Source organism: Armatimonadota bacterium (assembly GCA_031081675.1).
Taxonomy (GTDB): domain Bacteria; phylum Sysuimicrobiota; class Sysuimicrobiia; order Sysuimicrobiales; family Kaftiobacteriaceae; genus Calidihabitans; species Calidihabitans tengchongensis.
Window position 1 is genome coordinate 9605 of the sequence record JAVHLZ010000020.1, and the last position, 24636, is coordinate 34240.

Annotated in this window: 27 protein-coding genes, 1 tRNA gene and 1 pseudogene; 8 read left to right on the forward strand and 21 right to left on the reverse strand. The window is 72.8% G+C overall.

Features of this window, described 5'->3' with window-relative positions:
• Nucleotides 1–116: 116 nt before the first annotated feature.
• The 6 genes from metG to RB150_08395 form a co-directional block, all read right to left on the reverse strand.
• Nucleotides 117–2093 carry a methionine--tRNA ligase gene (gene metG / locus RB150_08370; GenBank protein MDQ7820550.1) on the reverse strand — a complete coding sequence of 659 codons (1977 nt, stop codon included), beginning with the start codon at nucleotides 2091–2093 and terminating at the stop codon, nucleotides 117–119.
• A gap of 421 nt (nucleotides 2094–2514) precedes the next feature.
• A complete protein-coding gene (locus RB150_08375) occupies nucleotides 2515–3414 on the reverse strand; it encodes a dihydrodipicolinate synthase family protein (GenBank protein ID MDQ7820551.1) in 900 nt (299 codons plus the stop codon).
• The gene (locus RB150_08380; protein ID MDQ7820552.1) at nucleotides 3411–3680 is read right to left on the reverse strand and encodes a DUF2007 domain-containing protein; all 270 of its coding nucleotides are present in this window, start codon (nucleotides 3678–3680) and stop codon (nucleotides 3411–3413) included. Before RB150_08380 ends, RB150_08375 begins: the two co-directional genes overlap by 4 nt.
• Nucleotides 3680–4534 carry a 16S rRNA (cytidine(1402)-2'-O)-methyltransferase gene (gene rsmI / locus RB150_08385; protein ID MDQ7820553.1) on the reverse strand — a complete coding sequence of 285 codons (855 nt, stop codon included), beginning with the start codon at nucleotides 4532–4534 and terminating at the stop codon, nucleotides 3680–3682. The genes RB150_08380 and rsmI overlap by 1 nt, the downstream gene beginning before the upstream one ends.
• Before the next feature lie 4 nt (nucleotides 4535–4538).
• Nucleotides 4539–5018, reverse strand: coding sequence for a TIGR00725 family protein (locus RB150_08390; GenBank protein MDQ7820554.1), 480 nt, complete (start codon nucleotides 5016–5018; stop codon nucleotides 4539–4541).
• 12 nt (nucleotides 5019–5030) lie between these two features.
• Complete coding sequence (locus tag RB150_08395; protein MDQ7820555.1) at nucleotides 5031–7376, reverse strand: DUF1998 domain-containing protein; 2346 nt, start codon at nucleotides 7374–7376, stop codon at nucleotides 5031–5033.
• Between the two features lie 122 nt (nucleotides 7377–7498).
• On the opposite strand from RB150_08395, the gene RB150_08400 reads away from it, so the two are divergent.
• A tRNA-Leu gene (locus RB150_08400) sits at nucleotides 7499–7585 on the forward strand.
• Between the two features lie 93 nt (nucleotides 7586–7678).
• Here RB150_08400 and mgtE read toward each other — a convergent pair.
• The 4 genes and pseudogenes from mgtE to RB150_08420 form a co-directional block, all read right to left on the reverse strand.
• The gene (gene mgtE, locus RB150_08405; protein MDQ7820556.1) at nucleotides 7679–8989 is read right to left on the reverse strand and encodes a magnesium transporter; all 1311 of its coding nucleotides are present in this window, start codon (nucleotides 8987–8989) and stop codon (nucleotides 7679–7681) included.
• 43 nt (nucleotides 8990–9032) lie between these two features.
• Nucleotides 9033–10403 carry a M20/M25/M40 family metallo-hydrolase gene (locus RB150_08410; GenBank protein MDQ7820557.1) on the reverse strand — a complete coding sequence of 457 codons (1371 nt, stop codon included), beginning with the start codon at nucleotides 10401–10403 and terminating at the stop codon, nucleotides 9033–9035.
• 63 nt (nucleotides 10404–10466) lie between these two features.
• Nucleotides 10467–10697, reverse strand: a pseudogene (locus RB150_08415) (thioredoxin family protein).
• A gap of 12 nt (nucleotides 10698–10709) precedes the next feature.
• A complete protein-coding gene (locus tag RB150_08420) occupies nucleotides 10710–11162 on the reverse strand; it encodes a hypothetical protein (GenBank protein MDQ7820558.1) in 453 nt (150 codons plus the stop codon).
• 65 nt (nucleotides 11163–11227) lie between these two features.
• On the opposite strand from RB150_08420, the gene RB150_08425 reads away from it, so the two are divergent.
• From RB150_08425 to RB150_08440, 4 genes are all read left to right on the forward strand, one after another.
• Complete coding sequence (locus tag RB150_08425; GenBank protein ID MDQ7820559.1) at nucleotides 11228–11629, forward strand: hypothetical protein; 402 nt, start codon at nucleotides 11228–11230, stop codon at nucleotides 11627–11629.
• A gap of 16 nt (nucleotides 11630–11645) precedes the next feature.
• Entirely contained in the window at nucleotides 11646–11879 is a 234-nt protein-coding gene (locus tag RB150_08430) for a hypothetical protein (GenBank protein MDQ7820560.1), read from the forward strand.
• A 1-nt stretch (nucleotide 11880) separates the two neighbouring features.
• Complete coding sequence (locus RB150_08435) at nucleotides 11881–12054, forward strand: hypothetical protein (protein MDQ7820561.1); 174 nt, start codon at nucleotides 11881–11883, stop codon at nucleotides 12052–12054.
• Between the two features lie 142 nt (nucleotides 12055–12196).
• Nucleotides 12197–12373 (forward strand): hypothetical protein, encoded by a 177-nt coding sequence (locus RB150_08440; protein ID MDQ7820562.1) that lies wholly within the window; start codon nucleotides 12197–12199, stop codon nucleotides 12371–12373.
• Nucleotides 12374–12436: 63 nt separating this feature from the next.
• On the opposite strand, the gene RB150_08445 is transcribed toward RB150_08440, so the two are convergent.
• Nucleotides 12437–14041, reverse strand: coding sequence for an amidohydrolase (locus RB150_08445; GenBank protein MDQ7820563.1), 1605 nt, complete (start codon nucleotides 14039–14041; stop codon nucleotides 12437–12439).
• A 117-nt stretch (nucleotides 14042–14158) separates the two neighbouring features.
• Nucleotides 14159–14707 carry an ECF transporter S component gene (locus RB150_08450; GenBank protein ID MDQ7820564.1) on the reverse strand — a complete coding sequence of 183 codons (549 nt, stop codon included), beginning with the start codon at nucleotides 14705–14707 and terminating at the stop codon, nucleotides 14159–14161.
• Between the two features lie 486 nt (nucleotides 14708–15193).
• On the opposite strand from RB150_08450, the gene RB150_08455 reads away from it, so the two are divergent.
• Nucleotides 15194–15580: an arsenate reductase ArsC gene (locus RB150_08455; protein MDQ7820565.1), complete on the forward strand. Its 387-nt coding sequence runs from the start codon at nucleotides 15194–15196 to the stop codon at nucleotides 15578–15580.
• 2 nt (nucleotides 15581–15582) lie between these two features.
• Here RB150_08455 and RB150_08460 read toward each other — a convergent pair whose 3' ends face one another.
• From RB150_08460 to RB150_08485, 6 genes are all read right to left on the reverse strand, one after another.
• On the reverse strand, nucleotides 15583–15774 hold the full coding sequence (locus tag RB150_08460; GenBank protein ID MDQ7820566.1) for a hypothetical protein: 192 nt from the start codon (nucleotides 15772–15774) through the stop codon (nucleotides 15583–15585).
• A gap of 97 nt (nucleotides 15775–15871) precedes the next feature.
• Nucleotides 15872–16546, reverse strand: a complete 675-nt coding sequence (phoU, locus tag RB150_08465; GenBank protein MDQ7820567.1) for a phosphate signaling complex protein PhoU — start codon at nucleotides 16544–16546, stop codon at nucleotides 15872–15874.
• Between the two features lie 7 nt (nucleotides 16547–16553).
• Complete coding sequence (pstB, locus tag RB150_08470) at nucleotides 16554–17372, reverse strand: phosphate ABC transporter ATP-binding protein PstB (protein ID MDQ7820568.1); 819 nt, start codon at nucleotides 17370–17372, stop codon at nucleotides 16554–16556.
• Between the two features lie 10 nt (nucleotides 17373–17382).
• Nucleotides 17383–18264: a phosphate ABC transporter permease PstA gene (gene pstA / locus RB150_08475; GenBank protein ID MDQ7820569.1), complete on the reverse strand. Its 882-nt coding sequence runs from the start codon at nucleotides 18262–18264 to the stop codon at nucleotides 17383–17385.
• Entirely contained in the window at nucleotides 18261–19214 is a 954-nt protein-coding gene (pstC, locus tag RB150_08480; protein MDQ7820570.1) for a phosphate ABC transporter permease subunit PstC, read from the reverse strand. Before pstC ends, pstA begins: the two co-directional genes overlap by 4 nt.
• A 51-nt stretch (nucleotides 19215–19265) precedes the next feature.
• Nucleotides 19266–20375, reverse strand: a complete 1110-nt coding sequence (locus RB150_08485) for a PstS family phosphate ABC transporter substrate-binding protein (GenBank protein ID MDQ7820571.1) — start codon at nucleotides 20373–20375, stop codon at nucleotides 19266–19268.
• A gap of 404 nt (nucleotides 20376–20779) precedes the next feature.
• Here RB150_08485 and RB150_08490 point away from each other — a divergent pair, with 404 nt between their 5' ends.
• Nucleotides 20780–21211 carry a hypothetical protein gene (locus RB150_08490; GenBank protein MDQ7820572.1) on the forward strand — a complete coding sequence of 144 codons (432 nt, stop codon included), beginning with the start codon at nucleotides 20780–20782 and terminating at the stop codon, nucleotides 21209–21211.
• The gene (locus RB150_08495) at nucleotides 21208–22536 is read left to right on the forward strand and encodes a hypothetical protein (GenBank protein ID MDQ7820573.1); all 1329 of its coding nucleotides are present in this window, start codon (nucleotides 21208–21210) and stop codon (nucleotides 22534–22536) included. The genes RB150_08490 and RB150_08495 overlap by 4 nt, the downstream gene beginning before the upstream one ends.
• A 95-nt stretch (nucleotides 22537–22631) precedes the next feature.
• Here RB150_08495 and RB150_08500 read toward each other — a convergent pair whose 3' ends face one another.
• From RB150_08500 to RB150_08510, 3 genes are all read right to left on the reverse strand, one after another.
• A complete protein-coding gene (locus tag RB150_08500; protein ID MDQ7820574.1) occupies nucleotides 22632–23564 on the reverse strand; it encodes a DUF47 family protein in 933 nt (310 codons plus the stop codon).
• A gap of 64 nt (nucleotides 23565–23628) precedes the next feature.
• The gene (locus tag RB150_08505; GenBank protein MDQ7820575.1) at nucleotides 23629–24114 is read right to left on the reverse strand and encodes a YbaK/EbsC family protein; all 486 of its coding nucleotides are present in this window, start codon (nucleotides 24112–24114) and stop codon (nucleotides 23629–23631) included.
• Nucleotides 24115–24122: 8 nt separating this feature from the next.
• Nucleotides 24123–24623: an ECF transporter S component gene (locus tag RB150_08510; protein ID MDQ7820576.1), complete on the reverse strand. Its 501-nt coding sequence runs from the start codon at nucleotides 24621–24623 to the stop codon at nucleotides 24123–24125.
• Nucleotides 24624–24636 lie beyond the last annotated feature (13 nt).

A 24636-nucleotide genomic window follows, 5' to 3' on the forward strand; every position in this document is an offset into this window, starting at 1 on the left:
CGGGGACAGTCCCCGCAGGAAGCCCCCGGGCGCACGGCGGTCTTCGGGCGGAGCGCGAACGGGGCCGGCGGGAGAAGGCCCGGTCTCCCCGGCAGCGGGCGGGGACTGTCCCCGGACTAGCTGATGCGGGCTCCCGTGGGGGCGTCCCGGTCCACCGTGAGCAGCGCCACCTGCCCGTCCCACTCCGCCGCCAGCAGCATGCCCTGGGACGTGACGCCGCGGACGCGCCGGGGCTGCAGGTTGGCCAGGACGATGATCCGCCGTCCCACCAGGTCCTCGGGCTGGTAGTGCGGGATGAGCCCGGTGACCAGCGTGCGGACCTCCCGGCCGATGTCCACCTTCACCTCGATCAGCTTGTCGGTTCCGGGCACCCGCGCGGCCGACAGGACCGTGCCCACCCGGATGTCCAGCCGGCGAAAGTCGTCGATGGTCACGGTGGCGGCCTCCGGACCTCCGGCCCCGGCCTCCGCGCCGGTCGGTCCCTGCGGTCCCGGCGACGGAGGGCGGGCCTCGACGGCGACCCGGGCCTCGATGCGGGGGAAGACCGGCGCCGCGGGCCGCACCCGGACCCCCGAAGGCAGGCCGCCCCACCGCCGGGCGTCGTCCAGGCGCTGCGACGACAGGGGCGCGGGAATCCCCAGCTGGTCCCACACCCGGGCGGCCGCCACCGGCATCCACGCCGACAGCAGGATGGTGGCCACCCGGACGGCCTCCAGGGTGTGGTAGAGCACCGTACCGGCCCGTCGCGGGTCTGCCCGCACCGCCTGCCAGGGCGCCTCCTCGTCGATGTACTTGTTGGCCGCGCCCAGCAGCCGCCAGATCTCCTCCAGGGCACCCTTGAAATCCCGGCGGTCCACCGCCCGGTCCACCGCCTCCGCCACCTCGGTGGCCGTCTGCCGTAGCCGCTCCTCCGCCGCCGTGGACGGCCCCGCGGCGGGCACCTGGCCGCCGAAGTGGCGCTCCACCTGCGGCAGCGTCCGGTGCAGCAGGTTGCCGTAGTCGTTGGCCAGGTCGGCGTTGAACCGGTGGACCAGCCCGGTGCGGCTGAAGTCCCCGTCCTCGCCGAAGGGGATCTCCCGCAGCAGGAAGTACCGGATGGCGTCCACGCACACATCCACGGCCGCTCCCGAGGCGTCGGCCAGCTCCCGGGCCACCGCCACCGGATCGATCACGTTGCCCAGGGTCTTGCTGATCTTCTGGCCCTCCACCGTGATGAAGCCGTGGACGAGGATCTGCCGGGGTGGTTCCAGCCCCGCCGACAGGAGCATGGCCGGCCACAGGAGCGAGTGGAACCGGTTGATGTCCTTCCCGATGAGGTGGTGGCTGTGGGGCCACCAGCGCCGGAACTCCTCCTCGGCGGGCTCGCCGGCCCCGAACCCCAGGGCGGAGATGTAGTTGGTGAGGGCGTCGAACCAGACGTAGATGACGTGGGTGGGATCGTCGGGCACGGGAATGCCCCAGGACAGCTTCTCCACCGGCCGCGACACCGAGATGTCCTCGAGGGTGTCGATGAGGTTCAGCATCTCCCCGTACCGGGAGGAGGGCACGACGAAGTCCGGGCGCTCCTCGAACAGCCGCCGCAGCGCCCCGCGGTAGCGGGACAGCCGGAAGAAGTAGTTCTCTTCTTCAATGACGATGGGTTCCGCGTCGTGCACCGGGCAGCGCCCGTCCACCAGGTCGCTGCGGGTCACGAAGGCCTCGTGGCCCACGCAGTACAGCGCCTGGTAGTTCTTGCGGTAGAAGTCGCCGTGGGCCGCCACCCGCCGCCACAGGGCTGCCACCCCGCGGTGGTGGCGCGGCTCGGTGGTGCGGATGAAGTCGTCGATGGACAGGTGCAGCTGGTCGGCGAGCGCCCGGAACCGGGCGGCGTTCTCGTCCACGAACTGCCGGACGTCCTTCCCCGCGGCCGCCGCCGACGTGAAATTCTTCTGGCCGTGCTCGTCGGTGCCGGTGAGAAAGCGCACTTCCTCCCCCCGCAGCCGGTGAAACCGCGCCAGCACGTCGGCGATGATCTTCTCGTAGGCGTGCCCGATGTGAGGGCTGGCGTTCACGTAGTCAATGGCGGTGGTGATGTAGAACCGTCCTCCCCTCACGGCCGTCACCTCTTCCCCCGTCCCTCAAACAAAATACCCCTCGCCCGTGGGACGAGAGGTCTTCCCGTGGTACCACCCCGGTCAGCGCCCGCAGCGCCTCGTCGCAGGAGCCGCCGGCGCCTGCGCACCGCCGCTCCCTGGCCCGATCTCGGAGGCCCGCCGGGTGACCCTACTGGCCGGCCGACGCCGGCTCCGGCGCCGGCCGGCTGTTCAGGCCGCCTGCTCGGAAGCCATGTTCGCCGCCCCCGTCCGGCCGGCTCCCACCCGCCCGGCTCGCTCGCGCGGCCGGGGGCGGCTACTCCCGCTTCCTCATCGCTGGGGTCATTGTAAAAAGGGCGGGGACGGCTGTCAAACGCGCGGGGCTCCGGCCCCACCCGGCTGCCGGGCCGGCCGCACACCCTGACCGGGCCTGGGGGCGCGCTTACAGGAGCCCGGCCTGGGCCAGCAGGGCCCGCAGGCGCTCCCGCCCGGCGTCGGACAGCGGGACGGCCGGGAGCCGGACCGTGGCGTGGGGGATCAACCCCAGCAGCACCATCGCTTCCTTGATCACCACGAAGAACGGCGCATCCAGGTGGTACAGGGCCGCCAGCCCCAGGCGGCGGCGCACCAGGGCGGCGGCGTCCGCCAGGCGGCCCTCCTGCACGGCCGCGTAGACCTGCACCGGCAGGTGCGGCGCGAAGTTGGCCACCGCCGGAATGGCGCCGTCGCCGCCCGACAGCAGCGTGTTGAGCAGGTGGAACTCGTACCCGCACAGGACGCTGAACTCCGGCCGCGCGGGCTTGACCGCCGCCAGGACCTCATGAACGTGGCCGACGCTGTCCACCGTCTCCTTGATGCCCAGGACCGTGGGGTACGCGTCCACCAGCCGCCTCACCAGGGCGGGGGAGATGTTCCGTCCCACCACGGCCGGAAAGTTGTAGATGACGACCGGGAGGTCCACCGCCCGTGCCACGGCGCCGATGTGGGCCTCGATGGCGGCGTCGGACGGCGGCCAGTAGTAGGGGGGCAGGACCACCACCCCGTCGGCGCCGATCTGCTGGGCGTGGCGGGCCAGGGCCACAGCTTCCTCGGTGGACGTGCTGGCGCACCCCACCAGGACCGGCACGCGGCCGCCCACGGCGCGGACCACCCGCTCGGCCAGCGTCCGGCGTTCGTCGGGCGTCAGGTGCATCACCTCACCGGTGCTGCCCAGAACGAACACGCCGTGCACGCCGCCGCGCAGCAGGAACTCCACGTGCGCCTCGGCGGCGTCGAGGTCCAGGCGCCCGTCGCGGTCGAACAGGGTCACCATGGGGGGAATGATCCCTCTCAGTCGCGTCACCGACCTCCCTCCTCCATCACCCGCAGGTACTCGGCCAGAGATCGGCGGGCTTCCTCCTCCCGGCCCGCCGGCACCAGCACGTCGCCCCACACCCCCGACGCCCGGCGGATGACCTCGCCGTAGCCCGGCACCTGGCGGCTGCGGGCGGCGGCGGGGATGCCGGCCTGCGCGAGAATCTCCACCACCAGCAGCGCCTCGGCCTCGCTGCCGGCCTGGTAGACCGAGACGTAGTCGCGCGCGGGCCCGATCCACCGGGGCAGGACCATCACCTCCCGGGAGGGTCGCGACCGGGAACGCGCCGCCCGGCTGCCTCCAGGGCCAGGCGGTACGCCTCGCGGCGGGAGAGGCCGCAGGTGCGCGCCACCTCCTGCGCCGCCTCCCGGACCGACCGGCCGGCCTGGAGCAGGGCCCGCACCGCCTCGGCCGCGCCGGGCGCCGCCGCCGGCGGGGCCCCGCCGACCACCAGCGTCAGCTCCCCACGGGGCGGCCGCTCCCGCACCGCCGCCAGCACCTCGGAGGCCCGGCCCCGGATCACCTGCTCGAACGTCTTGGTCATCTCCCGCACCAGCGCCACCGGCCGGTCGCCCAGCACGGCCACCACGTCCTCCAGCGCCTCCTGGATCCGGTGGGGCGCTTCAAATGCCACCAGAGTCCACGGCAGGGCCGCCACCTCCTGCAGCAGGCGGCGCCGCTGGGCGCGCCGGCGGGGCAGGAAGCCCACGAACGCAAACCGGTCGGGCGGCAGCCCGGCCACCGACAGGGCGGCGGTGATGGCGCTGGGCCCGGGCACGGGCACCACCGGGATACCCTCTTCCACGGCCCGACGCACCAGGACGAACCCGGGGTCGGAGAGCACGGGCGTGCCCGCGTCGCTCACCAGGGCCACCGACTGGCCGGCCTTCAGGCGGGCCAGCAGTTCCGGGGCGCGCCGGTCCTCGTTGTGCTCGTGGTAGCTCACCAGCGGCGTGCGGATCCCGTGGCGGTCCAGCAGCACCCGGGTGTGACGGGTGTCCTCGCAGGCGATGACGTCCACGCTCCGCAGAACCTCCAGCGCCCGCAGGGTGATGTCGTTCAGGTTTCCGATGGGCGTGGCCACCACGTACAGGGTGCCGGTCCCCATCGCCCTACCGGCGGTCCGCCAGCGCCGCCCGGACCGCCTCCACCGCCTCCCGGGGCGTCTGCACCACGGTGACGGGCGCCCGCGTGCCGGCCCGCACGGCCTCCCACGTGCGCAACCCGATCACGGGCTTGCCGGCCCGCAGGGCGTGGCCGATCTCCGACAGCGTGCCGTACCCGCCTCCGATGGCGATCAGGGCGTCTGCCGTGAGGACGATGGCCACGTTGCGCATCTGGCCCAGGCCGGTGGCCACGGCCACCGTCACATAGGGGTTGGCGTCCCGCCGGTCGACCCCCGGCAGGATCCCCACCGTCAGCCCGCCGGCTCTGCGCGCTCCCCGGCACGCGGCCTCCATCACCCCGCCCAGCCCTCCGCACACCAGCACGTACCCCGCCTCCGCCAGCAGCCGGCCGGTCTCCTCCGCCAGCGCTTCGTGGGCGGGATCGCTGAACTGGCTTTCGCCGATGACGCCGATCACCGCCTCCATCGTTGCCCCCGGTCACCGCCGGGGCGGGCGGGGCTCGTGGCGGCGCGGGCGCCCCGTGTGGACCGCCGCGGCGCCGGGCGCGGGGGCCGCCCGGCCGCGCAGCAATCCTCGCAGCAGCCGCACCGCGGCGGCCTTGTCCAGAGGCTCGTTGAGGTTGCCGCACTTGGGGGACTGGATGCACGACGGGCAGCCCGCCTCGCACGGGCACGCCTCGATCGCCTCCAGGGTCGTCTGCAGCAGCCGGTCCACCAGCTCCCATCCCTTCTCGGTAATCCCCACGCCTCCCGGGTGTCCTTCATAGATGAAGATGGTGGGCCCGCCCAGATCGGGGTAGGCCGGGTAGGACACCCCGCCCAGGTCCCACCGGTCGCACATGGCCAGCAGCGGCAGGACCCCGATGGCCGCATGCTCCACCGCGTGGATGCCCCCCGCCAGATCCAGCCCCCGGGCGCGGACGTCGGCCGCCAGGGGGTGCGGGATGACCCACCACAGCGCGGCGGTGGAAAGGGTCTGGGCGGGCAGGTCCAGGGGGTCCTCCCCCAGGACCTCCTCGCTGAACAGGCGCTTGCGGGCGCAGGCGGTCACCTGGGTGGTCACCTCCACCAGCCCGCATGCGGCGGTGGTGGGGCCCAGGGGCCGCTGGCGCAGCGGCCGCACGATGGCCACGTCGACGGTGGTCCGGGGCTGCGTGTAGTAGTCGACGTCGGCGGGCACCGCGGTGGCCACCCGGCGCTCCAGGTCCAGGTCGGTGATCAGGTAGGAGTCGCCCTGGTGCAGGTAGACGGCGCCGGGGTGCACCTGCTCGCACGCCCGCACCCTGTCCACGGTGCCGATCACCCTCCCCCGCGGGTCCACAATGCGGACGGTCTCTCCCGACGCCGCGCGCACCTCCACCTCCTGGGCCGGGTATCCCCGGCGCGCCCACACCCAGGCGGCGCCGCGGCGGCGCAGGTCGCCGTGCTCCTCCAGCAGCCGGGCCACCTCCTCCACCCGTCCCCCCAGCACGTCGGCGTCGGCCGCGCTCACGGGCGCTTCGGCGGCCGCGCAGCGCAGGTGGGCGGCCAGAATGTAGGGGTTGTCCGGGTCGATCACCGCGTGCTCCACCGGCCGCTCGAAGAGGTAGTCGGGGTGGCGCATGAGGTACTGGTCCAGGGCGTCCTCCAGGGCCACCAGGATCACCACGGCCTCCCCGGTGCCGCGCCCGGCCCGCCCCGCCCGCTGCCAGGTGCTGGCGATGGTGCCCGGATAACCCACCAGGATGGCGGCGTCCAGGCCGCCCACGTCGATGCCCAGTTCCAGGGCGCTGGTGCTGACCACGCCCACCAGCTGGCCGGCGAACAGCAGCCTCTCGATGTCGCGGCGCTCCGCGGGCAGGTAGCCGGCCCGGTAGGAGCGGATGCGGTCGGCCAGGTGGGGGGCGTGCTCGCGCAGCTCGGCCCGCGCGTAGCGGTAGATCAGCTCGGTGATCTTGCGGGCCTGGGTGAACACGATGGTCCGCACCCCGGCGCGCACCAGGTGGGTGAACAGGGCGGTGGCCTCGGTGTACGCGCTGCGGCGCCGGGCGCGGGCCCGGTCCACCAGCGGCGGATTCCACAGGACGAACCACCGCGGGCCGCGGGGGGAGCCATCGCGGTCGACGACAGTCACCGGTACGCCCAGGAGATGGCTGGCGAACTCCCCGGGGTTGGCGATGGTGGCCGACGTCCCCACGAACACCGGGGAGGAGCCGTACAGGCGGCACAGCCTCCGCAGGCGGCGCAGCACCAGCGCCACGTGGCTGCCGAACACCCCCCGGTAGATGTGCAGGTCGTCCACGACCACGTACCGCAGGGACCGGAACAGGCCGGCCCACCGGCGGTGCTGGGGGAGAATGCCCAGGTGGAGCATGTCGGGGTTGGTGAGGATGATCCGGGCTTCCTCCCGGATCCGGCTCCGCTGGCGGGGGGGCGTGTCGCCGTCGTAGGTGGCGGCCGCCGCCTCCGGCAGGTCGAATCCGGCCAGGGCGTCCACCTGATCCTGGGCCAGCGCCTTGGTGGGGAACAGGTACAGCGCCCGGGCGAGCGGGTCGGCCAGCAGCGTCTCCAGGACCGGCAGGGTGTAACACAGCGTCTTGCCGCTGGCGGTGCCGGTGACCACCACCGTGTGCTCCCCCCGCCGCACGGCCTGAATGGCCTCCACCTGGTGGGTGTACAGGCGCTCGATCCCCTGCCGCCGCAGGGCGGCAGCCAGCGGCTCGGGCAGCGGCGGGGACAGGTCGGCATACTGCGCCCGCCGCGGAGGCAGGTAGCGCTCGCAGACGATCTGGCCGGCGTAGTCCCGGCGGCGCTTCAGGTCGTCCAGAATCGCCCGCGCGTCCATCGCCCGCTCTCCTACCCCACACATTCGGCGGCCGGCGGCGGATGCCTGGGCCGGCACAGGCGCCTCCGGGGGCCCGCTTGACACTGTCGGCGGGCCGTCAGTATCGTGGTATGTGCCGGGTTGCGGAAGTGGCGGAACTGGCAGACGCGCAGGCCTCAGGAGCCTGTGGGGGCGACCCCGTGGGGGTTCAAATCCCTCCTTCCGCACCATCCGCTGGGGCGCCGCATCCGCCCGGATGCGGCGCCACGTGTTGTGGGGTGATGCCGGGCGCCCGCGATTGCCCTCCCCCGTCCGGACCCCTCTCACAGACCCAGCACCCGGCGCGCCACCTCAAAGTAGATCACCAGGCCTGTCCCATCCACCAGGGTGGCGATGAGCGGCGCGGACACCACGGCGGGGTCCACGCCCAGCCGCCGCAGGACCAGGGGCAGCAACCCGGCCACCGTGGCAGCCCACAGGACAATCGCCGCGGCGGCCAGGGCCACCGTCAGGCCCACCTCCGGGGCAACCCCCAGCAGGCGGGCCCGGAGCAGGGCGGCCGCGGCCATGGCCGCCCCCAGCAGCACCGCCGTGGCCACCTCCTTGCGCCACACCCGGAATGCGTCCCGCATCCTCACCTCCCCCATGGCCATGGCCCGGACGACCGTGGTCACCACCTGGGAGCCGGTGTTTCCGCCGGTGCCGATGAGCAGGGGGATGAAGAACGCCAGCGCCACCACCCGCTCCAGCTCGTCGGCAAAGTGGCGCAGGACCGTGCCGGTGTAGGCCTCGGCCACGAACAGCAACAGCAGCCAGCCCACCCGCTTGCGGGCCAGGGTGAGGGGCGACGCGGTGATGTAGGGCTCGTCCAGCGGCTGCGCGCCGCCCACGCGCTCCAGGTCCTCCCCGGCCTCCTCCAGCAGGACGTCGGCCGCGTCGTCGGCGGTGATCACCCCCAGCAGCCGGTCCTGCTCGTCCACCACCGGCAACGCGATCAGGTGGTGCCGGTCCAGCAGGCGCGCCGCCTCCTCCCGGGGGGCGTCCGCCCGCACCCGGATCACCTCCCGGATCATCAGGTCGCGGACCGGGGTGGTGGGACGGCTGAGGACCAGGTTGCGCAGGGACAGGACGCCCAGCAGCCGGCGGGTCGCGGGATCGGTGACGTAGACGTAGTAGACCACTTCCGCCTCTTCGGCCAGCCGCCGCAGGTGCGCCAGCGCCTCGTCGGCGGTCAGGTCCGGGGAGATGGCCACGTACTGGGGAGTCATCATCCCCCCGGCGCTCTCGGGCGGGTAGGCCAGCAGTTCCCGGATCTCCCGGGCGACTTCGGGTTCGACCTCGGTGAGCAGCGGCTCGGCCTGCTCGGGCGGCAGCTCCTCGACCACGTCGGCCGCCTCGTCGGGCGCCATCTCCTCCAGCAGGTCGGCCGCCGCCGGGCGGCTGAGCTTGCGGATCAGGCGGGCGGCGTCGCGCGGGTCCAGCTCGCCCACCAGCTCGGCCATGGCCTCATCCCCGAACCGCTCGAACAGCGCGCCCAGCTCGGCGGGGGACAGGGCGAGCAGCGTATCGGCCAGGTCCCGGGGCGGCAGGGCCCGCAGGGTCGCCAGGTCGGGCAGGGTCGCGGGCTGGGACATGGGGTTCCCTCCGGGAGCGAGCGCTGGAGCGGGCGGCGGACGCCTATCCCGGAGGCCGGGACGGCTCCGCGCCGGCGAACCGCTCGAACAGCAGCGCCACGTGCTTGACGTGCTGGATGAAGTCGTCCAGGCGGATGTTCTCGTTGGGGGCGTGGGCGTTGCTGTGGGCGTACCCGCAGCCCGCACCCACCGCGGGGGTGCCGAACTGGGCTGCCAGCTCGTACATGGGGCCGGTGGCGGCCATCAGGGGAGAGACCACCGGGTCCCGCCCGTAGACCTCGCGAGCCGTCTCCACCACCGCGCGGGCCAGCGGCGAGTCCACGGGCGTGCGGGCCGGCCGCTCGGCCCCCAGCAGGCGCACCTGGATGTCGGCGAACCCGTGCTGGGCCAGGTGGCGGGTGACCTTCTCGAAGATGTCCTCGGGGCGCTGGTCGGGCACCAGGCGGAAGTCCACCTTGGCGATGGCCCGGTGCGGCAGGACCGTCTTGCTGCCGGGGCCGGTATAGCCGGCGGAGAGACCGCAGATGGTGCAGGTGGGCTGGTAGAGATTGCGCTTGACCAGCTGCAGCCCCGTGACCCCCAGCAGGAACTGGTCGAGGCCCAGGTCCCGCCGGCGCAGGTCGTCATCCCGCACGGCGGCCAGGCGGCGCAGATGCTCCATCTCCTCGGGGGTCGGCTCCACCACCTCGTCGTAGAAGCCGTCGATGAGGATGTTCTCGTGCCGGTCCTTGAAGGTGGCCAGCGCCCACACCAGGCGCCAGGCGGGGTTGGGGACGATGGTGGCCTGACTGCTGTGGAGGTCGCGGTTGGCGCCCCGGGCCTCCAGCTCGATGTACAGGATGCCCTTGGCGCCCATGTAGATGCCCAGGTTCTCCTGCAGGTCCTTGCCGCCGGCCTCCCACAGGCACCCGTCGGCCTGCAGCAGGTCGGGGTGGCGCCGCACGAACTCGTGCAGGTGCGCCGACGACACCTCCTCCTCCCCTTCCACCACAAAGCGCACCCGCAGGGGCAGGCGCCCCCGGGTGGCCAGCCAGGCCTCCACCGCGCACAGGCGGGCCACCAGGTTCCCCTTGTTGTCGGCGGCACCGCGGGCGTACAGCTTGCCGTCCCGGATCTCGGCGGCAAAGGGAGGGGACTCCCACTCCTCCACCGGGTCGGGAGGCTGCACGTCGTAGTGGTTGTAGATCAGCAACGTGCGGGGACCGTCGCCCGCCTCCCCGACCACCACCGGCGCTCCCCCGGTGTCATACAGGCGGGGGCGCAGGCCCACGCGGGCCATCAGGTCCGCCACCATCTGGGCGGTTTCCCGCAGCCCCACCTGCTGGGCGGCGATGCTGGGCTGGCGGCACAACCACTGCAGGCGCTCGATGAACTGCTGGCGATGCGCGTCGATGTAGGCGAACAGGTCGGTCATGGATCCGCCTGACTGTGTTCCCGCCGCCGACGCCGGACCCCTGCCGCCGGCGGGCCCCGCGGCTCACCCCGCCCCGGACGGCGGCCTCCCCGGTCCGGCCGCCTGCACCACGTAGCCCACGAACACATCCTCGGGCTGGGCGCCGACGAACTCCACCGCGTCGTTGATGACCACCTTGGGCACCGCGTACACCGCATACTGCCGGGCCAGATCCGGAAACTCGCTGGCCTCGATGATGTCCGCCCTCACGCGGGGGCTCTCCACCGCCAGATGGGCGGCCAGCCTGGCCGCCCGAGGGCAGTGGGGTCAGGTAGGGGTCACGAACACCCGGATGTGGGCCTCACCTGGCAGGCGCTCCAGGACCTCCCGCGTCCGCGGGGACAGATCCCCCCGCCCCCGGGATGCCGCCACAATCATCTCCAGCAGGGTGGCAAATTCGTACCCCGCCGGCATCCCGTAAAACCGCAGGCCGTAATCCTGCGCCCCCAGAACGGCGGTGGCCGGCGTGCAGGCGATGCCCCGGGCCCGCGCCCGCTCGGGCTCGGCGAGGGTGCTGATGGGAACCACCGTCACCAGCGGTGAGAGGGCGGCGACCTCGGCGAGGATCTGGCGGACGTACTCGGCGATCTGACCGTCGTCGGTGGGCAGGGCCAGCCCGCTGGTGGTGGGGGCGTAGAACTCCAGGGTGACCGGATGCACCATCTCGCGGGCCAGCCGGTCCCGCACAACGGCGGCATCGTGCTCGGTGAGAAACGGCATGGGGATCCTCCGGTGGCGTCTGCGCGACGATTCCGTGCTACGATTATGATAACCGCATCGGGGGGATGCCCATTCCCGTGGGGCGGGACAGCCGGGTGGACCGGACGGCGCTGGAGGTGGATTACCGGGTGCTGGCGCATCTGCGGGGCTACCCCGCACACCTGCGCCGCTACACCACCGTGATGAAGCAGGCCCACCCCCGCGGCCGGTCTGCCGCCAAGTTCCTCCTGACGCGGGCGGGCGCCCGCGACGGGTTTCTGGAAGCCCTCTGCCGGCTGGTGACCGAGGGCGTGGATGTGGTGACCGCCGTCGAAGCCGCGGGGATGGCGGGGCTGCCCCCGGCGGCGGCCGAAGCCCTGGCCGACCGGCCGGGATTTCCGGCGCCGCTGTACGGCCGCGGGCGGGAGGCGCTGTGGCAGCGGGCGGACGTGGACCGCTATCTTCGCCGTCCCGGCGGGACGCCCTGACGGTGCGGATGCGGCCATGGGCAAGCTGGCGCTGTGGGTTGTCTGCGGGAACTGCGGGCGGGAGTTCGACACGGGACTGCGGCTGGACCGCCGCAGTTTCGCCCGCGGGACGCTGGCGGCCAACTATCACCGCTGCCCGCACTGCGGCCGGCGCCTGACCTACCGCAAGGCCGACTACCGACCGCGCGACGAGGCCCGGGGGCAGGAGGCCCCCCGGGCGGAGCCGAACCCCAGCGGGGAGGGGACCTGAGGTGCGAGCGCAGGCGCCCACGTGTCCCAACTGTGACACCGTGATGGTCCTCCGCTACGAACCCGACGAGGTCCACGGGCTGTGGTACGAATGCACCATCTGCGACTACCGCATCGCGGCGGATGCGGCCGGCCTGGAGGCGGAGGGCCCGCGGCGTCGCTCGCCTGCCCGCTAGCAGTCCGTGTGAGGAGCGCTTCCGGGAGACGGGCCCCCGCCCGGACAGCGTCCGCCGGCTCCCGATGCGGGCCCGGCGACCGGATGTCTTCCCCGCCCACACCCGTCGCCGCTGGCGCGGGCGACCGCCCCGGAGCGTTCCCATGGAGTTCCCTCTGACCGCCCCCTGTCCCCAGTGCGGCGCGGAGATGGAACCGCGGGGACGCGCCCGCCGCGGCCGGGCCGTGTACGTCTGCCCGGACTGCGGCTACGAGATGGAGATGGACCTGCTGGAAGAAGCGGCCCCCGAGGACGAGGAGCCCGAAGACGGTGACCGCTGACGGCTGCGGCTGACGGTCGCCTGACGCCCGCAGACCCCCGACGCTAACGTTTCAACGCTTCACTCAACCCCAACCCGGTCCCGCGTAGACAACCTCCCCCGCCACCACCGTGGCCACGACCCGGATCCGCAGAAGATCGTCGGGCGTCCCGGCAAACGGATCGTCCGAGAGCACCACACAATCGGCGGCGCGGCCGGGCCCCAGCGCCCCGCGGGTGCGATCCTCTCCCGTGGCGTGGGCGGCCCCCAGGGTGTATGCCCGCACCGCCTCCTCCAGGGTGAGCGCCTGCTCGGGGTGCCACGCGGCCTCGGCCGGCGCGCCCGGACGCCGGCGGGTGACCGCGGCGTGGAGTCCCTCCAGCACGCCGGGAGGTTCCACCGGCGCGTCGGAGCCGAAGGCCAGCACGACACCGGCCTCCCGCAGCGACCTCCAGGGGTAGGCCCACCGGCACCGGCGGCCCCAGTACCTCTCGGCGACCTCGCGGTCGCTGGGACAGTGCACCGGCTGCATGGACGCCACCACCCCCAGGGCCGCCAGACGCGGAACGTCGTCGGGATGGACCAGCTGCGCGTGCTCGATCCGGTGGCGCGCTCCCCGGCGACGCGAGGCGTCATGGTGGGCCTCACAGGCGTCCAGGGTCCAGCGCACCGCCCGGTCGCCGATGGCGTGCACCGCGCACCACCACCCGGCCTCCACGGCGCGGCCCAGCGCGTCGATGAGCTCCTCCCGGTCCAGCACCGCGATGCCGGTGTTGTCGGGCTGGCCGTCGAAGGGCTCCAGCATGCTGGCCGTCTGGGAGCCCAGCGTGCCGTCGGCGAAGATCTTGACCGGCCCCACCCGCACCCAGTCGTCGCCCACCCCCGTGCGCAGCCCCGTCTCCGCGGCCTCATCCAGGACCGAGAGCGGCAGGGCGACCCACACCCGCAGCCGCAGCCGCCCCGCGTCCGCCAGCCGCCGGCAGGCCCGCAGCGTCAGCTCGCCGTCGGCGGGATCGGTGCCGGCCATGGCGTGCACGCCCACGATGCCACGTTCGTGGAGGGCCGCAACCGCCTGCGCGATGGCCCGCTCCACCGCCTGCTCGTCCGGCGGGGGGATGATGCGCCAGACCAGGTCGGTGGCGCGCTCCTTCAGCACCCCGGTGGGCTCTCCGGCGTGGTCTCTAACGATCTCGCCCCCGGGCGGATCCGGGCTGCGCCGGTCCACGCCGGCCAGCCGCAGCGCCAGGGAGTTGACCCACAGCAGATGGCCGTCCTTGCTGCCCAGGGCCACCGGGTGGCGCGGACTGACCGGGTCCAGGTCGGCCCGGGTGGGCAGGCGTCCGTCCGGCCAGACATTCTTGTCCCACCCGCGGCCCAGGACCCACTCTCCGGGCGGGTGGCGCGCCACCACCGCGGCCACCTGCGCCACCGCCTCCGCCGGCGTGCGGGCGGCGCGCAGGTCGACACGGGTGAGACTGAAGCCGTAGCCGGCCAGGTGGATGTGGCTGTCGACGAAGCCAGGCAGAACCGTACGCCCGCCCAGATCCACGCGCGCCGCCCCCGCCCACGCTCGCGCCAGCTCCGCGGAGGCGCCCACGGCGACAATGCGCCCGTCCCGGACCGCCAGCGCCTCCGCCACCGGCCGGGCCGGATCCAGGGTATAGATGCGTCCGCCTGTGAAAATTTTCAATCTTCTCAGTCTCCTCGATCTTCACAATCTGCTCGATCTGACAGGGAAGCGGGGCGATTCCCTCCTCCGAATCGGGACGGGGAGATCGCGCAGAACAAGTGGGCCTCGCTGCCGCCGCTACCAGGCCGCCCGGTCGGCAATCCACTCGTACAGAAATACGCGGACGCGCTTGTACACGAAGAAGGTGATCAGCGAGCTGATGGTCCCCTTGAGCAGGTTGAACGGCAGCAGGGCCGGCAGGACCAGGGCGATGACCTGAGGGCGCGGGATGCCGTAGAAGATGGGGGTGAGGAGGATGTTGGCGGCGACCATCACGCCGGTCATCGCCGCCACTCCCAGCGCCAGGGACTTGAGGGCGCCGACCTTGGTGTGCTCCACCCGGTAGTACCATCCGGCCACGGCCACCAGGGTCGCTCCCGCCAGGAAATTCATGAAGATTCCAAACGGCCCGCCGGTGGTCCCCGAGCGGAACACGCTGATCAGCAGCGCCTTCACCGACTCCACCGCCACCCCATAGCCAGGCCCCAGGGCGAAGGTGGCCACCAGCGCGGGCACTTCGCCGGGATCGTACTTGAGAAACGGCGGAAACGGCGGCAGCGGGAAGTCAAAGTACATGAAGGCGAAGGCCGCAGCCCCCAGCACGCCCACCTGGGCAACGCGTCTCATCCCTGCCCCCCTCGTCCGACCACGGGGGCAGGGACCCCGGACCGAGCCGGACTGGTCCGCCGGCCCGGGCAGAACGGCCTGAGCGCAGGTCCGCGGAAACCACGGACGGGTCCCGGGTCTTGGGACTGCTCACTCAGGCGTCCGACCTTCTCCCATCCGGACTGTACCGTCGGCCCCGGACTCTCACCGGTGTCCACCGTCCTCCCGCGCGTCGGACGCGGCAGGTCGGGTCGCGGGCTCCAGCCCTCTGGAGGCTGTCACCGCCGGTCGGGAATTGCCCCGCGGTCGCGGAGCTCACCCTGCCCCGAAGGTCGCGCTGTGTGGTTGTCACCGCCCATGCTAGCATGGGGGGGAGAGGCGGTCAACGTACGACCACTGCTTCAACGTTCCAACGCTCCAACGTTTCAACGGAAGGGAAGAGGGAAGATGGAAGAGGGAAGAAGGAAGTGGGAGGGCGGACGCATGAAGCGCGTCCTGTTTGTCTGAGTGGGCAACAGCGCCCGCTCCCAGATGGCGGAAGGCCTGTTCAACAGCATGGCTCCGCCCGGGTGGCGGGCCAGCTCCGCGGGCACGGAGCCGGCAGCGCGGGTGCGCCCGCAGGCGGTGGAGGTGATGCGGGAGGTGGGCATCGACATCTCCGGCCACCGACCCACGCACCTCCGGGACGCCCTGGGCCCCGACGTGGCCCTGGTGGTGGGACTGTGCGCGGAGGAGGCGTGCCCGGTGATTCCCGGCGCCGCCAGCGAGCACTGGCCCCTGCCCGACCCCGCGGGCACCACGGAACTGCAGTTTTACCGGGACCTGCGTGATGAGCTACGGCGGCGGATCGCCGAGCTGGTGCGCCGGCTGCCGGACGAGACGGCGACCGGGTGAGGCTACTCCTCCGGCGGCGCGACGGTGATGGACACGCGGGTGACGCCCACCGCCCGCAGCGCCGCCCGCAGCCGCTCGGCCGCCTGCAGCACGACATCGGCAGGCAGAGCCTGGTCTCCGGCCAGCGCCACTTCGGCCCGTCGGGTTCCGTCCTCTTCCCGGGTGATCCGGATCTGCTGCGCGGTGACGGCCATCCTGGACCCCTAATTCTACCCTAGCCGCCGAAGGTCAAGGGCGCGTCAAGGGCGCGTGAAGCAGCCGGCAACGCCCCCCGCGCGGCGGGGGAGCGGGTCACACGTTCAGCTCGCGCAGCTGCCCGGTGGCGATGTAGACGACCCGCTCCGCGACGTTGGTGATGTGGTCGGCGGCCCGCTCCAGGTGCTGGGCCACCAGGATCAGGTCCACGGCCCGAGGGGTGGCGCCCGGATCCTCCCTCATGGCGGTCAGCAGGTCCCCGACCACCCGGGACCGCAGAGCGTCCACCACGTCATCCTGGCGGGACACCGCCTCGGCCAGGACGGCGTCCCGGCCGGCGAAGGACTGGAGGGCGTCGGACAGCATCCGCTGGATTACCTGCTCCATCTGCACGATGTCCCCCACCGACGCGGGCAGCGGCCCCCGGCCCAGGCGCAGGACGGCCCGGGCCACGGCCTCGGCGTGGTCGGCCATCCGCTCCAGGTCGAGGGAGATGACCAGGATGGACAGCAGCTCCCGCAGGTCGGTGGCCACCGGCTGCTGGGTGGCGATCACCCGGGCCACCTGCCGTTCCACCTCCAGGTGCAGGCGGTCCGCGTCGTCGTCGGCGGCGATGACGGCCCGCGCCTGCTCCGGGTCCTGGCGCACCAGGGCGTCCACCGCCCGGTGGATCAGGTCCCCGCACAGGCGGCCCAGGCGGGCCACATCGGCCTCCAGCTCCCGCAGGGCCGTGTCGTAGGTGCCCCGAAAGTGACGTCCCCGCTCGGTCACGGGATCCTCACCCGAACCGACCCGCGATGTAGTCCTCGGTGCGCGGGTCCACCGGTCGGGTGAACACCGCCTCGGTGGTCCCCCACTCCACCAGCTCCCCGTTCAGCAGGAAGGCGGTGACGTCCGACACCCGGGCGGCCTGTTGCATGTTGTGGGTGACGATCACCAGCGTGTAGTCCCGGGCGAGGTCCTCCATCAGGGCCTCGATGCGGGCCGTGGAGATGGGGTCCAGGGCGGAACAGGGTTCGTCCAGCAGCAGGACCTCGGGTTCCACCGCCAGCGCCCGGGCGATGCACAGCCGCTGCTGTTGGCCGCCGGACAGCTCCAGGCCGCTCTTCCGGTGCAGGTCGTCCTTCACCTCGTCCCACAGGGACGCCTGCCGCAGGGCCCGCTCCACCCGCTCGTCCAGCTCCCGCCGGCTCAGGCTCCGGTGCAGCCGCAGGCCGAAGGCCACGTTCTCGTACACCGACTTGGGAAACGGGGTCGGCTTCTGGAAGACCATGCCGATCCGCAGCCGGACCTCCACGGGATCCACACCCGGGGCGTACAGATCCTGACCGCGGAACAGCACCCGTCCCTCGGTGCGGACCCCGGGGAGCAGCTCGTTCATCCGGTTGATGGCGCGCACCAGGGTGCTCTTCCCGCAGCCCGAGGGCCCAATGACTGCGGTGATGCGGTGCTCCGGGACCTCCAGGGTCACGCCCCGCAGGGCGGGCTGCGCCCCATACCACACGCGCAGGTCCTCCACCCGCAGGACCGGCACACCCGGGGCCACTGCCCGGTGCGCCACCTCCGGCTTCAAGCGCGCCTGAACCGCCGTGTCCATGGTCTCCTCCTCACCACCGGATGCAGGCACGGTTCCGCAACCCGATGGCGGCACCGTTCAGGACCAGCAGGACCGCCAGCAACACCAGGATGCCCGCCGCGGCCAGCCGGTGAAACTCCGGATTCGGGAGCGACACGTAGTTGAAGATCTGGATGGGCAGGACCGTAAAGTAATCCCACACGCCGCGCGGCAGAAAAGGCACGTACTGCAACGCCCCCAGCATGATGAGGGGAGCCGTCTCGCCCACGGCCCGGGAAAGCGACAGGATGGTCCCCGTGAGGATGCCCGAGGACGCGTACGGCAGCACGTGATGCCGCACCACCTGCCAGCGGGTCGCGCCCAGGGCGTACGCGGCCTCGCGGACGGAGAAGGGGACCGCCCGGATGGCCTCGCGGCTGGACAGGATGGTCAGAGGCAGGACCAGCAGGGTCAGGGTCAGCGCCCCCGCGAGCACGCTCTTGCCCATCCGCAGCCCTTCCACGAACAGCCCCAGGCCCAGAAGGCCGTACAGGACCGAGGGGATCGCGGCCAGGTTCGCGATGTTGACCTCCAGCAGCCGGGCCAGGCGGCCGGGCGGCGCGTACTCTTCCAGGTAGACCGCCGCGGCCACCCCCAGGGGGAAGGCCACGACGCTCATCAGACCCGCCACGTACAGGGTCCCCACCAGGGCGCTGGCATAGCCCGCCTGGTGGGGGAACCGTGAGGGGAAGTTCGTCACCAGTTCCGGCCGCAGGTAGGCGGCCCCGTCCCGGGCCACGTCCACCAGCAGGGTCGCCAGGAACACCAGACCGAGGACGGTGGCGGCCTGGCAGGCGGCCACGAACAGCCGCGCGAAAGCCTTCCGCCGTTCCAGACGTCGCCGCCAGAGCTGCTCCACGGCCACAGCGGTCACAGGTACCGCTCCCGGAAGCGTTGGACCACCCGCACGCTCAACACGTTCATGACGAACGTCGCCGCAAACAGCAGCATCCCCGCCGCGAACAGGGTCCGGTATTCCACCGAACCGTACGGGGTGTCGCCCAGGCTCACCTGCACGATGAACGCGGTGACGGTTTCGACCGTCTCCAGGGGGTTCGCCGTCCAGGTGGGCCTCTGCCCCGCGGCCAGGGCCACGATCATGGTCTCCCCCACCGCCCGGGACAGGGCCAGCACGCATGCGGCCGCGATCCCCGACAAAGCCGCCGGCAGGACCACCCGCACCGCCACCTCCATGCGGGTGGCGCCCAGGGCGTACGCCCCGTACCGCAGGTCCACGGGTACGGCGCGCATGACGTCCTCGCTGAGGGAGGACACCAGAGGCAGGATCATCATCCCCATCACCAGGCCCGCGGACAGGGCGTTCTGGGCGGCCAGGGCCGCTCCGAACAGGTGGTCCTGCAGAAACGGGGTCACGAACGTGAGGGCGAAGTACCCGTAGACGATGGTGGGGACCCCGGCCAGGACCTCCAGGGCGGGCTTCACCCGCCCCCGGACGGAGTCCGGCGCGAACTCGCTCAGGTACACCGCAGCCAGCAGGCCCAGGGGCACCGCCACCGCCAGGGCGATGGCGCTCGTGAGCACGGTGCCCGCCACCAGGGGAAGGACGCCGAAACGCCTGGTGCTGAACAGCGGGCTCCACGTGGTCTCGGTGAAGAACTCCCGCACCAGCCGCCAGGGATGACCCACCAGGTCGGGGCGGGCCTCCGCGAACCGCTGGAGGTCCGCCCGGACAGGCACGAGTCTCGGGTCTGCGGCGTCCAGGGGGAGCCGGAAGAACTGGACGGTCTCGAAGGCCAGCACCGCCACAATGGCGACAGTGATCCCCACCGAGAGCAGCGCGCTCGCTGCCAGAGCGGCTTCCACCCACCGCTCCTCCCGTCTCCGGGCCCCGCCGGGCCGACCGCCTGTCATGCGTCACCGGCAGTGGGCCACATACTCCGTGCTCACCCGGTCCAGGGTGGCGTGCCCCGCGGCCTGGCCGCCCTCCCGGAAGGCGGTGCCGGGCCGCAGCCGCGTCACGCACTGGCGCGCAGCGGCGTACACCGCGTCGGGGAACTCCACGTAGCCCACCGCCCGCGTGAGGCTGGTCTTCTTCCCCCGCTGGCGGGGGTCGTCCACCTGGAGGTTCACGCCCGTGCCCGCCCCCACGTACCAGCGGGCGAACTCGCGCACCTCCGGCCTGGTCAGGGCGCTGGTGCGGTTCAGGTAGATGAAGAGGGGACGGGTCAGCGGGTAGCGGCCTGACTTGGTGTTGTCAAAGGTGGGTTCGATCCCGCGGCACTGGTCGTTGGACGTGAGGCCTGCGCCCGCGCCGGGGTCGATGGCGACCCCCTTCACGCGCCCCAGGTTCTCCTCCAGGTAGGCCAGCCCGAAGTAGCCCAGGGCCCCCTCGTCCCGGCCGACGAACTGCACGGTCACGTTGTCGTCCTCGGTGGCCAGGTAGTCCCCGCGGCTGGCCTTCGCTCTGCCCACCACCATCTCCGTGAAGCTGTCGAACGTCCCCGAGTCCGCTCCGGCTCCCGCCAGCCGCAGGGGCCGGTCCGGAAAGGTGGGCCGGATCTGGCGCCAGCTGGTGATCTTCCGCTCCGCCTCGGGCTCCCACATCTGCTTGAGCTCGCCCAGGGTGAGGCAGGTGGCCCACGTGTTGCGGGGGTGCACCACCACGCTGAGCCCGTCGATGGCCACGGGGACTTCCACGTAGCTCACCTGGTGGCGCCGGCACGCCTCGTCCTCCTCAGGCCGGATGGGCCGGGAGGCGTCCTGGATGTCCGTGCGGGACTGGGGGCTGTCGGCGCAGAACTTCTTGAACCCCCCACCGGTTCCGCTGATCCCCACGGTGATGCGCACGTTCCGGCCCTGAGCCGTCTTGCGGAACTCCTCCGCCACCGCGCTCGTCAGCGGCCCCACGGTGCTGGACCCGTCCACCACCACGGTCCCCGGAGGACTGGCGGTGGCGCCCGGCCGGTCCTGGGCCCGGCCCGGCATCCCCGCCACCAGCCCCGTCAGCAGCGCCACCACCCCCACCCACCTGCATCCTCTCTGCCGGCACCCCACAGAGCACCTCCGGATCCACGGGAGAGTGGCCGGGACGCCCCGCACAGGCCGGCCGCCTCTTCTGCCGGGCCGGCGGGATCCCGTCGCCTTGTGACCGGACCGGCGTGTCGGCCGCCCGTCTGGGGGCGCCTCCGGCTATGCGGCCTGACGGTAGCACGCCGACTCCCAAGGCCGGGTGAACGGGACGCCAAGGGCGGGCGAAACCCGTGTGAAGGGCTCCGGGCGAGGCCTGTTCCTGGCGCTGGAACGTCCTGGCGGGAAGCGTGCTCTCCGCAGACCCGTGCGACGCCGGATGGACGGAGGGGGGTGCGCCCGTGTACGCTTCTGACAGCCGACGGCACCGGCACCAGGACCGCCAGCGGACCGGGACGGGCGTGCGGATCGGGCTTGTGGGATGCGTCAAGTCCAAGCGGGCGCAGCCTGCACCCGCCAGGGACCTGTACACATCGCCGCTTTTCCGCGGTGCGAGGCGCTTCGTCGAGCGGACCTGCGACCGGTGGTTCGTCCTCTCCGCCGAGTACGGGCTGGTGGCACCCGAAACGCTGCTCGAGCCGTACGAGCGCACGCTCACCACGGCATCTCCCAGTGAGCGCCGGCAATGGGCTGAGCGCGTCCTCGGTCAGCTGGAGCGCGAGCTGGGGCGGGACCTCTCGCCGTACGTGTTCGAACTCCACGCGGGACGCGCCTATCTCGACCACGGCCTGGTCCGCGGAATCCTGGAGCGCGGAGGCCGGGTGGAACGCCCGCTCCACGGGCTCGGGCTCGGCGCGCGCCTGGCCTTCTACAGGGAGCGGGGGTGCCTGTGAAGGTCGAGATCGTCGAGGTGCGGGACATCGGCTCCTGGTCGTACCGCTGGCCGCACATCCGGGAGCGGTTCGGCCGCTGCTGGGAGATCGTGGCCCGTGTGGACGGCGCGACCCTGCGGCTTCGCCACGCCCAGGGCAGGCGTCGGGCCTATGGCCGGATGCGGGCGCGCACGGTGACGTTTCTGGGCGGCGAGCCGGTGGTGGAGGGCGTCGGCGCCGACGACTATCCCCGCTCGCGGGCGCTCCTCAGCCTGATCACAGGCCCTGACGGGCGCATGGTCCGCCGCCCCGCCGACCTCCCGCCCGGCTACGACGGGTTCCTCCTTGTGGACCTCGCCTCGGAGATCCGGGCGCCCTACACCCGCCACGGCCTGGCAGCGAAGGTCCGGGAAGACGACCTGCACGCGTGGGTGGCCCTCGCCATCCTGCGGGCCCGGGTGCGGTCGGAGCGTCGCTCATCCGGGCCTCCCGAAAGGCCCGCAGAAGGCCGGTCTTCCGCCGCCAGCCGCCGCCCAAAGACCAGAAGCCGGGGTCCGAGGCCGTCCTATGCCCCCGCGCCTCCGGACGTACGGGCGCGGGTCGCGCGGGAGCTGGCCCGCTTCGAAGAGGAGCTCAACGGCCCGCGCCGGCGCGGGCACGTCTCCCTCACCGACGACCCCGCAGCCGACCGGTTCGTCCGGGAGAACCCCCTGGCCTTCCTCCTGGCGGTGATCCTGGATCAGGGCATCCCCTACGGGCGGGCGTGGAGGGCGCCCCTGGAGCTGCGCGGGCGCCTCGGCCACCTCGACCCCGTCCGGATGGCCCGGCATCCCGACGCGGTGGCGGAGGCCATCCGCCGCCGGCCGGCCCTCCACCGCTTCGTGAACACCGTCTCCCGGTGGATCGTGTCGGCCTGCCGGCGGGTGGTGGAGGACTACGGGGGCGACGCCGCGGCGATCTGGACGGGCGCGCCGCCCGCGGACGAACTCGCCCGGCGCCTGCGGACTTTTGAGGGAATCAGCCAGAAGAAGGCAGCGATGGCGGTGATGCTCCTGTGGCGCTCCCTGGGCGTGGAGGTGACCCGCATGGAGCGGTGCGACGTGGCGGTCGACGTCCACGTGCGCCGCGTGTTTCTCCGGACCGGGCTCGCCGGGCGGGACGATCCGGCCGACATCGTCCAGGCGGCGCGAGACCTGTGGCCCGCACTGCCCGCGGCGCTTGACCTCCCGGCCTGGACAGTCGGCACGAGGTGGTGCCACCCGACCGGCCCGGAGTGCGGAGCCTGCAGGCTGGGCACGGTCTGCCCGCGGCTGATTGACCGCGCCCGCGGGGTCACCGGACCGTGAGGGCCGTGCGGCGCCGCTGCACGGTCACACACGACCCGCTGCACCCGACGACGTCCAGTCTGGCTGCCTCACCCTGCCCTCGAGCGGGAAAAGGGTCAGGCCAGGTCCAGGCGGTAGCCGATGCCGCGCACCGCGACGATGCGCACGCCGCCCCGGGCCTCCACCTTCTTGCGCAGCCACCCGATGTGGGTGTCCAGGGTCCGGGTGTCGCCGAAGTAGTCCTCCCCCCACACCTCCCGCAGCAGCCGTTCCCGGCGCACCACCTTGCCCTGGTGGCGGAGCAGCAGGTGCAGCAGGCCGAACTCCTTCGCCGACAGGGCCACCGGCGCCCCGGCCACAGTCACCTCGTGGCGGTCCAGGTCCATCACCAACTGCCCGACCGCCAGCCGCCCCTGGCCGCCGGCCTGGACCAGCAGGGTCTCCATCACGTTGGCGATGTCCTCGCACCGGTCGGTGGCGGCCTCCAGGATCTCGCAGATGTCCTGCCACTTGAGGATCTCCCGGGCCGGCCGCCGGCCAGCGAACAGGGAGCCGATGGCCTGCCGCAGCACGTCGTCGCCGCGATTCTCCAGGCGGTGCAGGGTCCGGGTGTGGGGGAAGAGATCGCGCAGGCGGTCCGGGCGCAGGGCGGCCCGCAGCTCCCGCGCCGACTCCAGCACCACCTCGGCCAGCTCCCGGGCCGCGGGGAGCATCCGACGCACCCGGTGGATGGCCAGGCGGGCCGCCGCCGCCTCGATGGCGTCCAGCACGTCGTCCAGGTAGCCGGTGAGGGCCTTGAGGGCCTCCCGGTCGAGGTGGGTGGGGCGGGAGGTCTGCAGCATCTCAAAGACCTCCCGGGCCACCGCGTCGCCCTTGTGCTCCAGGTCGCGGATGATCTCCCAGGCGTGCTCGACGGGCGTGGTGCCGGACAGGGTGGCCGACAGGACTTCCGCGGCCTGCTGGATGGTGGCCGTCATCTCCTCCAGCAGGGCGAGGTCTGGAGGCGCCACCGCGGTCAGGGCCAGCGGGCGGAGACTGTCACCGTCCATGCAGGGTCAGGATAGCATACGGGCGGCGGACCCGACAGGGCGCGGAGACGCGGCCGATCCCCCGTCATAGCGGTCCTGTCTCGTCGGCCCGCAGGTCCGCCACCACGCCGCCGGTGACGCGCACCAGGTCGGCGGGGGAAATGGGGAAGACGGCATGGGGGGTGCCGGCGGCGGCGTACACGACGTCAAACTGCAGGAGGTCCCGGTCGATGTAGGCTGGCAGCGGCCGGGCGTGCCCCACCGGCGGCACGCCCCCGATGGCAAACCCGGTGACCTCCCGCACCAGGTCGGCTGCGGCCTTCCGCACCACCCCTGCGCCGGCCGCCCGGGCCAGCTTGCCCTCGTCCAGACGGTTGGCGCCCGAGACCAGGGCCAGCACCGGGCGGCCATCGGCCACGAAGAGCAGGGATTTGACAATCTGGGCCACCGTGGTGCCGACGGCGGCGGCGGCCTGGGTTGCGGTGCGCGTCCCCTGGGGAAACTCCAGGATCGAGGCCCGGACTCCCATCTGCTGCAGTGCCGCGCGCACGCGGTCGGGGGCGTCGCTCACGGCGCGGGCTACACCTCCTGCGGCCGCCCGACCAGCACCGGCAGAAGCGGCCGGTAGACCGCCAGGCTGATGGCCGCGTCCAGGGCGTGGTGTGCCACGGTGCCCGCGGCCACGAACAGGCCGGCGGTGTAGCCCGGCCCCAGCCACCACACCACCAGGCCCTCGCCCAGCGCGTGCACCGGCAGAGCCGCCAGCAGGGCGAGCCAGAACGGCCGGCCGCGGCGGATCAGCCACGCCCCCAGCACGCCCCACACGGCGTGGGTGAACGCCCGGGCGCCGATGACGGGATTGAGGGTGATGGTGAAACCCACCGCCGACCCCAATCCCACCATGGCCGCCACCACCGGGCTGACCAGCATGGACAGCATCGACGGCACGTGGGAGGCGAAGGTGGCCGAGTACTGCAGGGCGGGGATGAACAGCTGCAGAGGCGTCCCGCGGAAGGCAAACGGAATCAGCAGCGCCAGGGCGGTCAGCATCCCGCCCACCGCAACGTCCCGGGTGCGCATGCCCCTCCCCTCC

Excerpts from the sequence above, each read along its gene's own strand:
- RB150_08440 (MDQ7820562.1), top strand. The coding sequence starts at position 12,197 with ATGGAGTTCCCTCTGACCGCCCCCTGTCCCCAGTGCGGCGCGGAGATG.
- RB150_08460 (MDQ7820566.1), bottom strand. The coding sequence starts at position 15,774 with ATGGCCGTCACCGCGCAGCAGATCCGGATCACCCGGGAAGAGGACGGA.
- mgtE (MDQ7820556.1), bottom strand. The coding sequence starts at position 8,989 with ATGTCCCAGCCCGCGACCCTGCCCGACCTGGCGACCCTGCGGGCCCTG.
- RB150_08420 (MDQ7820558.1), bottom strand. The coding sequence starts at position 11,162 with ATGCCGTTTCTCACCGAGCACGATGCCGCCGTTGTGCGGGACCGGCTG.
- RB150_08390 (MDQ7820554.1), bottom strand. The coding sequence starts at position 5,018 with ATGGAGGCGGTGATCGGCGTCATCGGCGAAAGCCAGTTCAGCGATCCC.
- pstB (MDQ7820568.1), bottom strand. The coding sequence starts at position 17,372 with ATGGACACGGCGGTTCAGGCGCGCTTGAAGCCGGAGGTGGCGCACCGG.
- RB150_08450 (MDQ7820564.1), bottom strand. The coding sequence starts at position 14,707 with ATGAGACGCGTTGCCCAGGTGGGCGTGCTGGGGGCTGCGGCCTTCGCC.
- RB150_08425 (MDQ7820559.1), top strand. The coding sequence starts at position 11,228 with ATGCCCATTCCCGTGGGGCGGGACAGCCGGGTGGACCGGACGGCGCTG.
- RB150_08395 (MDQ7820555.1), bottom strand. The coding sequence starts at position 7,376 with ATGGACGCGCGGGCGATTCTGGACGACCTGAAGCGCCGCCGGGACTAC.
- RB150_08500 (MDQ7820574.1), bottom strand. The coding sequence starts at position 23,564 with ATGGACGGTGACAGTCTCCGCCCGCTGGCCCTGACCGCGGTGGCGCCT.
- RB150_08380 (MDQ7820552.1), bottom strand. The coding sequence starts at position 3,680 with ATGGTCCTGCCCCGGTGGATCGGGCCCGCGCGCGACTACGTCTCGGTC.
- RB150_08410 (MDQ7820557.1), bottom strand. The coding sequence starts at position 10,403 with ATGACCGACCTGTTCGCCTACATCGACGCGCATCGCCAGCAGTTCATC.
- RB150_08510 (MDQ7820576.1), bottom strand. The coding sequence starts at position 24,623 with ATGCGCACCCGGGACGTTGCGGTGGGCGGGATGCTGACCGCCCTGGCG.
- rsmI (MDQ7820553.1), bottom strand. The coding sequence starts at position 4,534 with ATGGGGACCGGCACCCTGTACGTGGTGGCCACGCCCATCGGAAACCTG.
- RB150_08430 (MDQ7820560.1), top strand. The coding sequence starts at position 11,646 with ATGGGCAAGCTGGCGCTGTGGGTTGTCTGCGGGAACTGCGGGCGGGAG.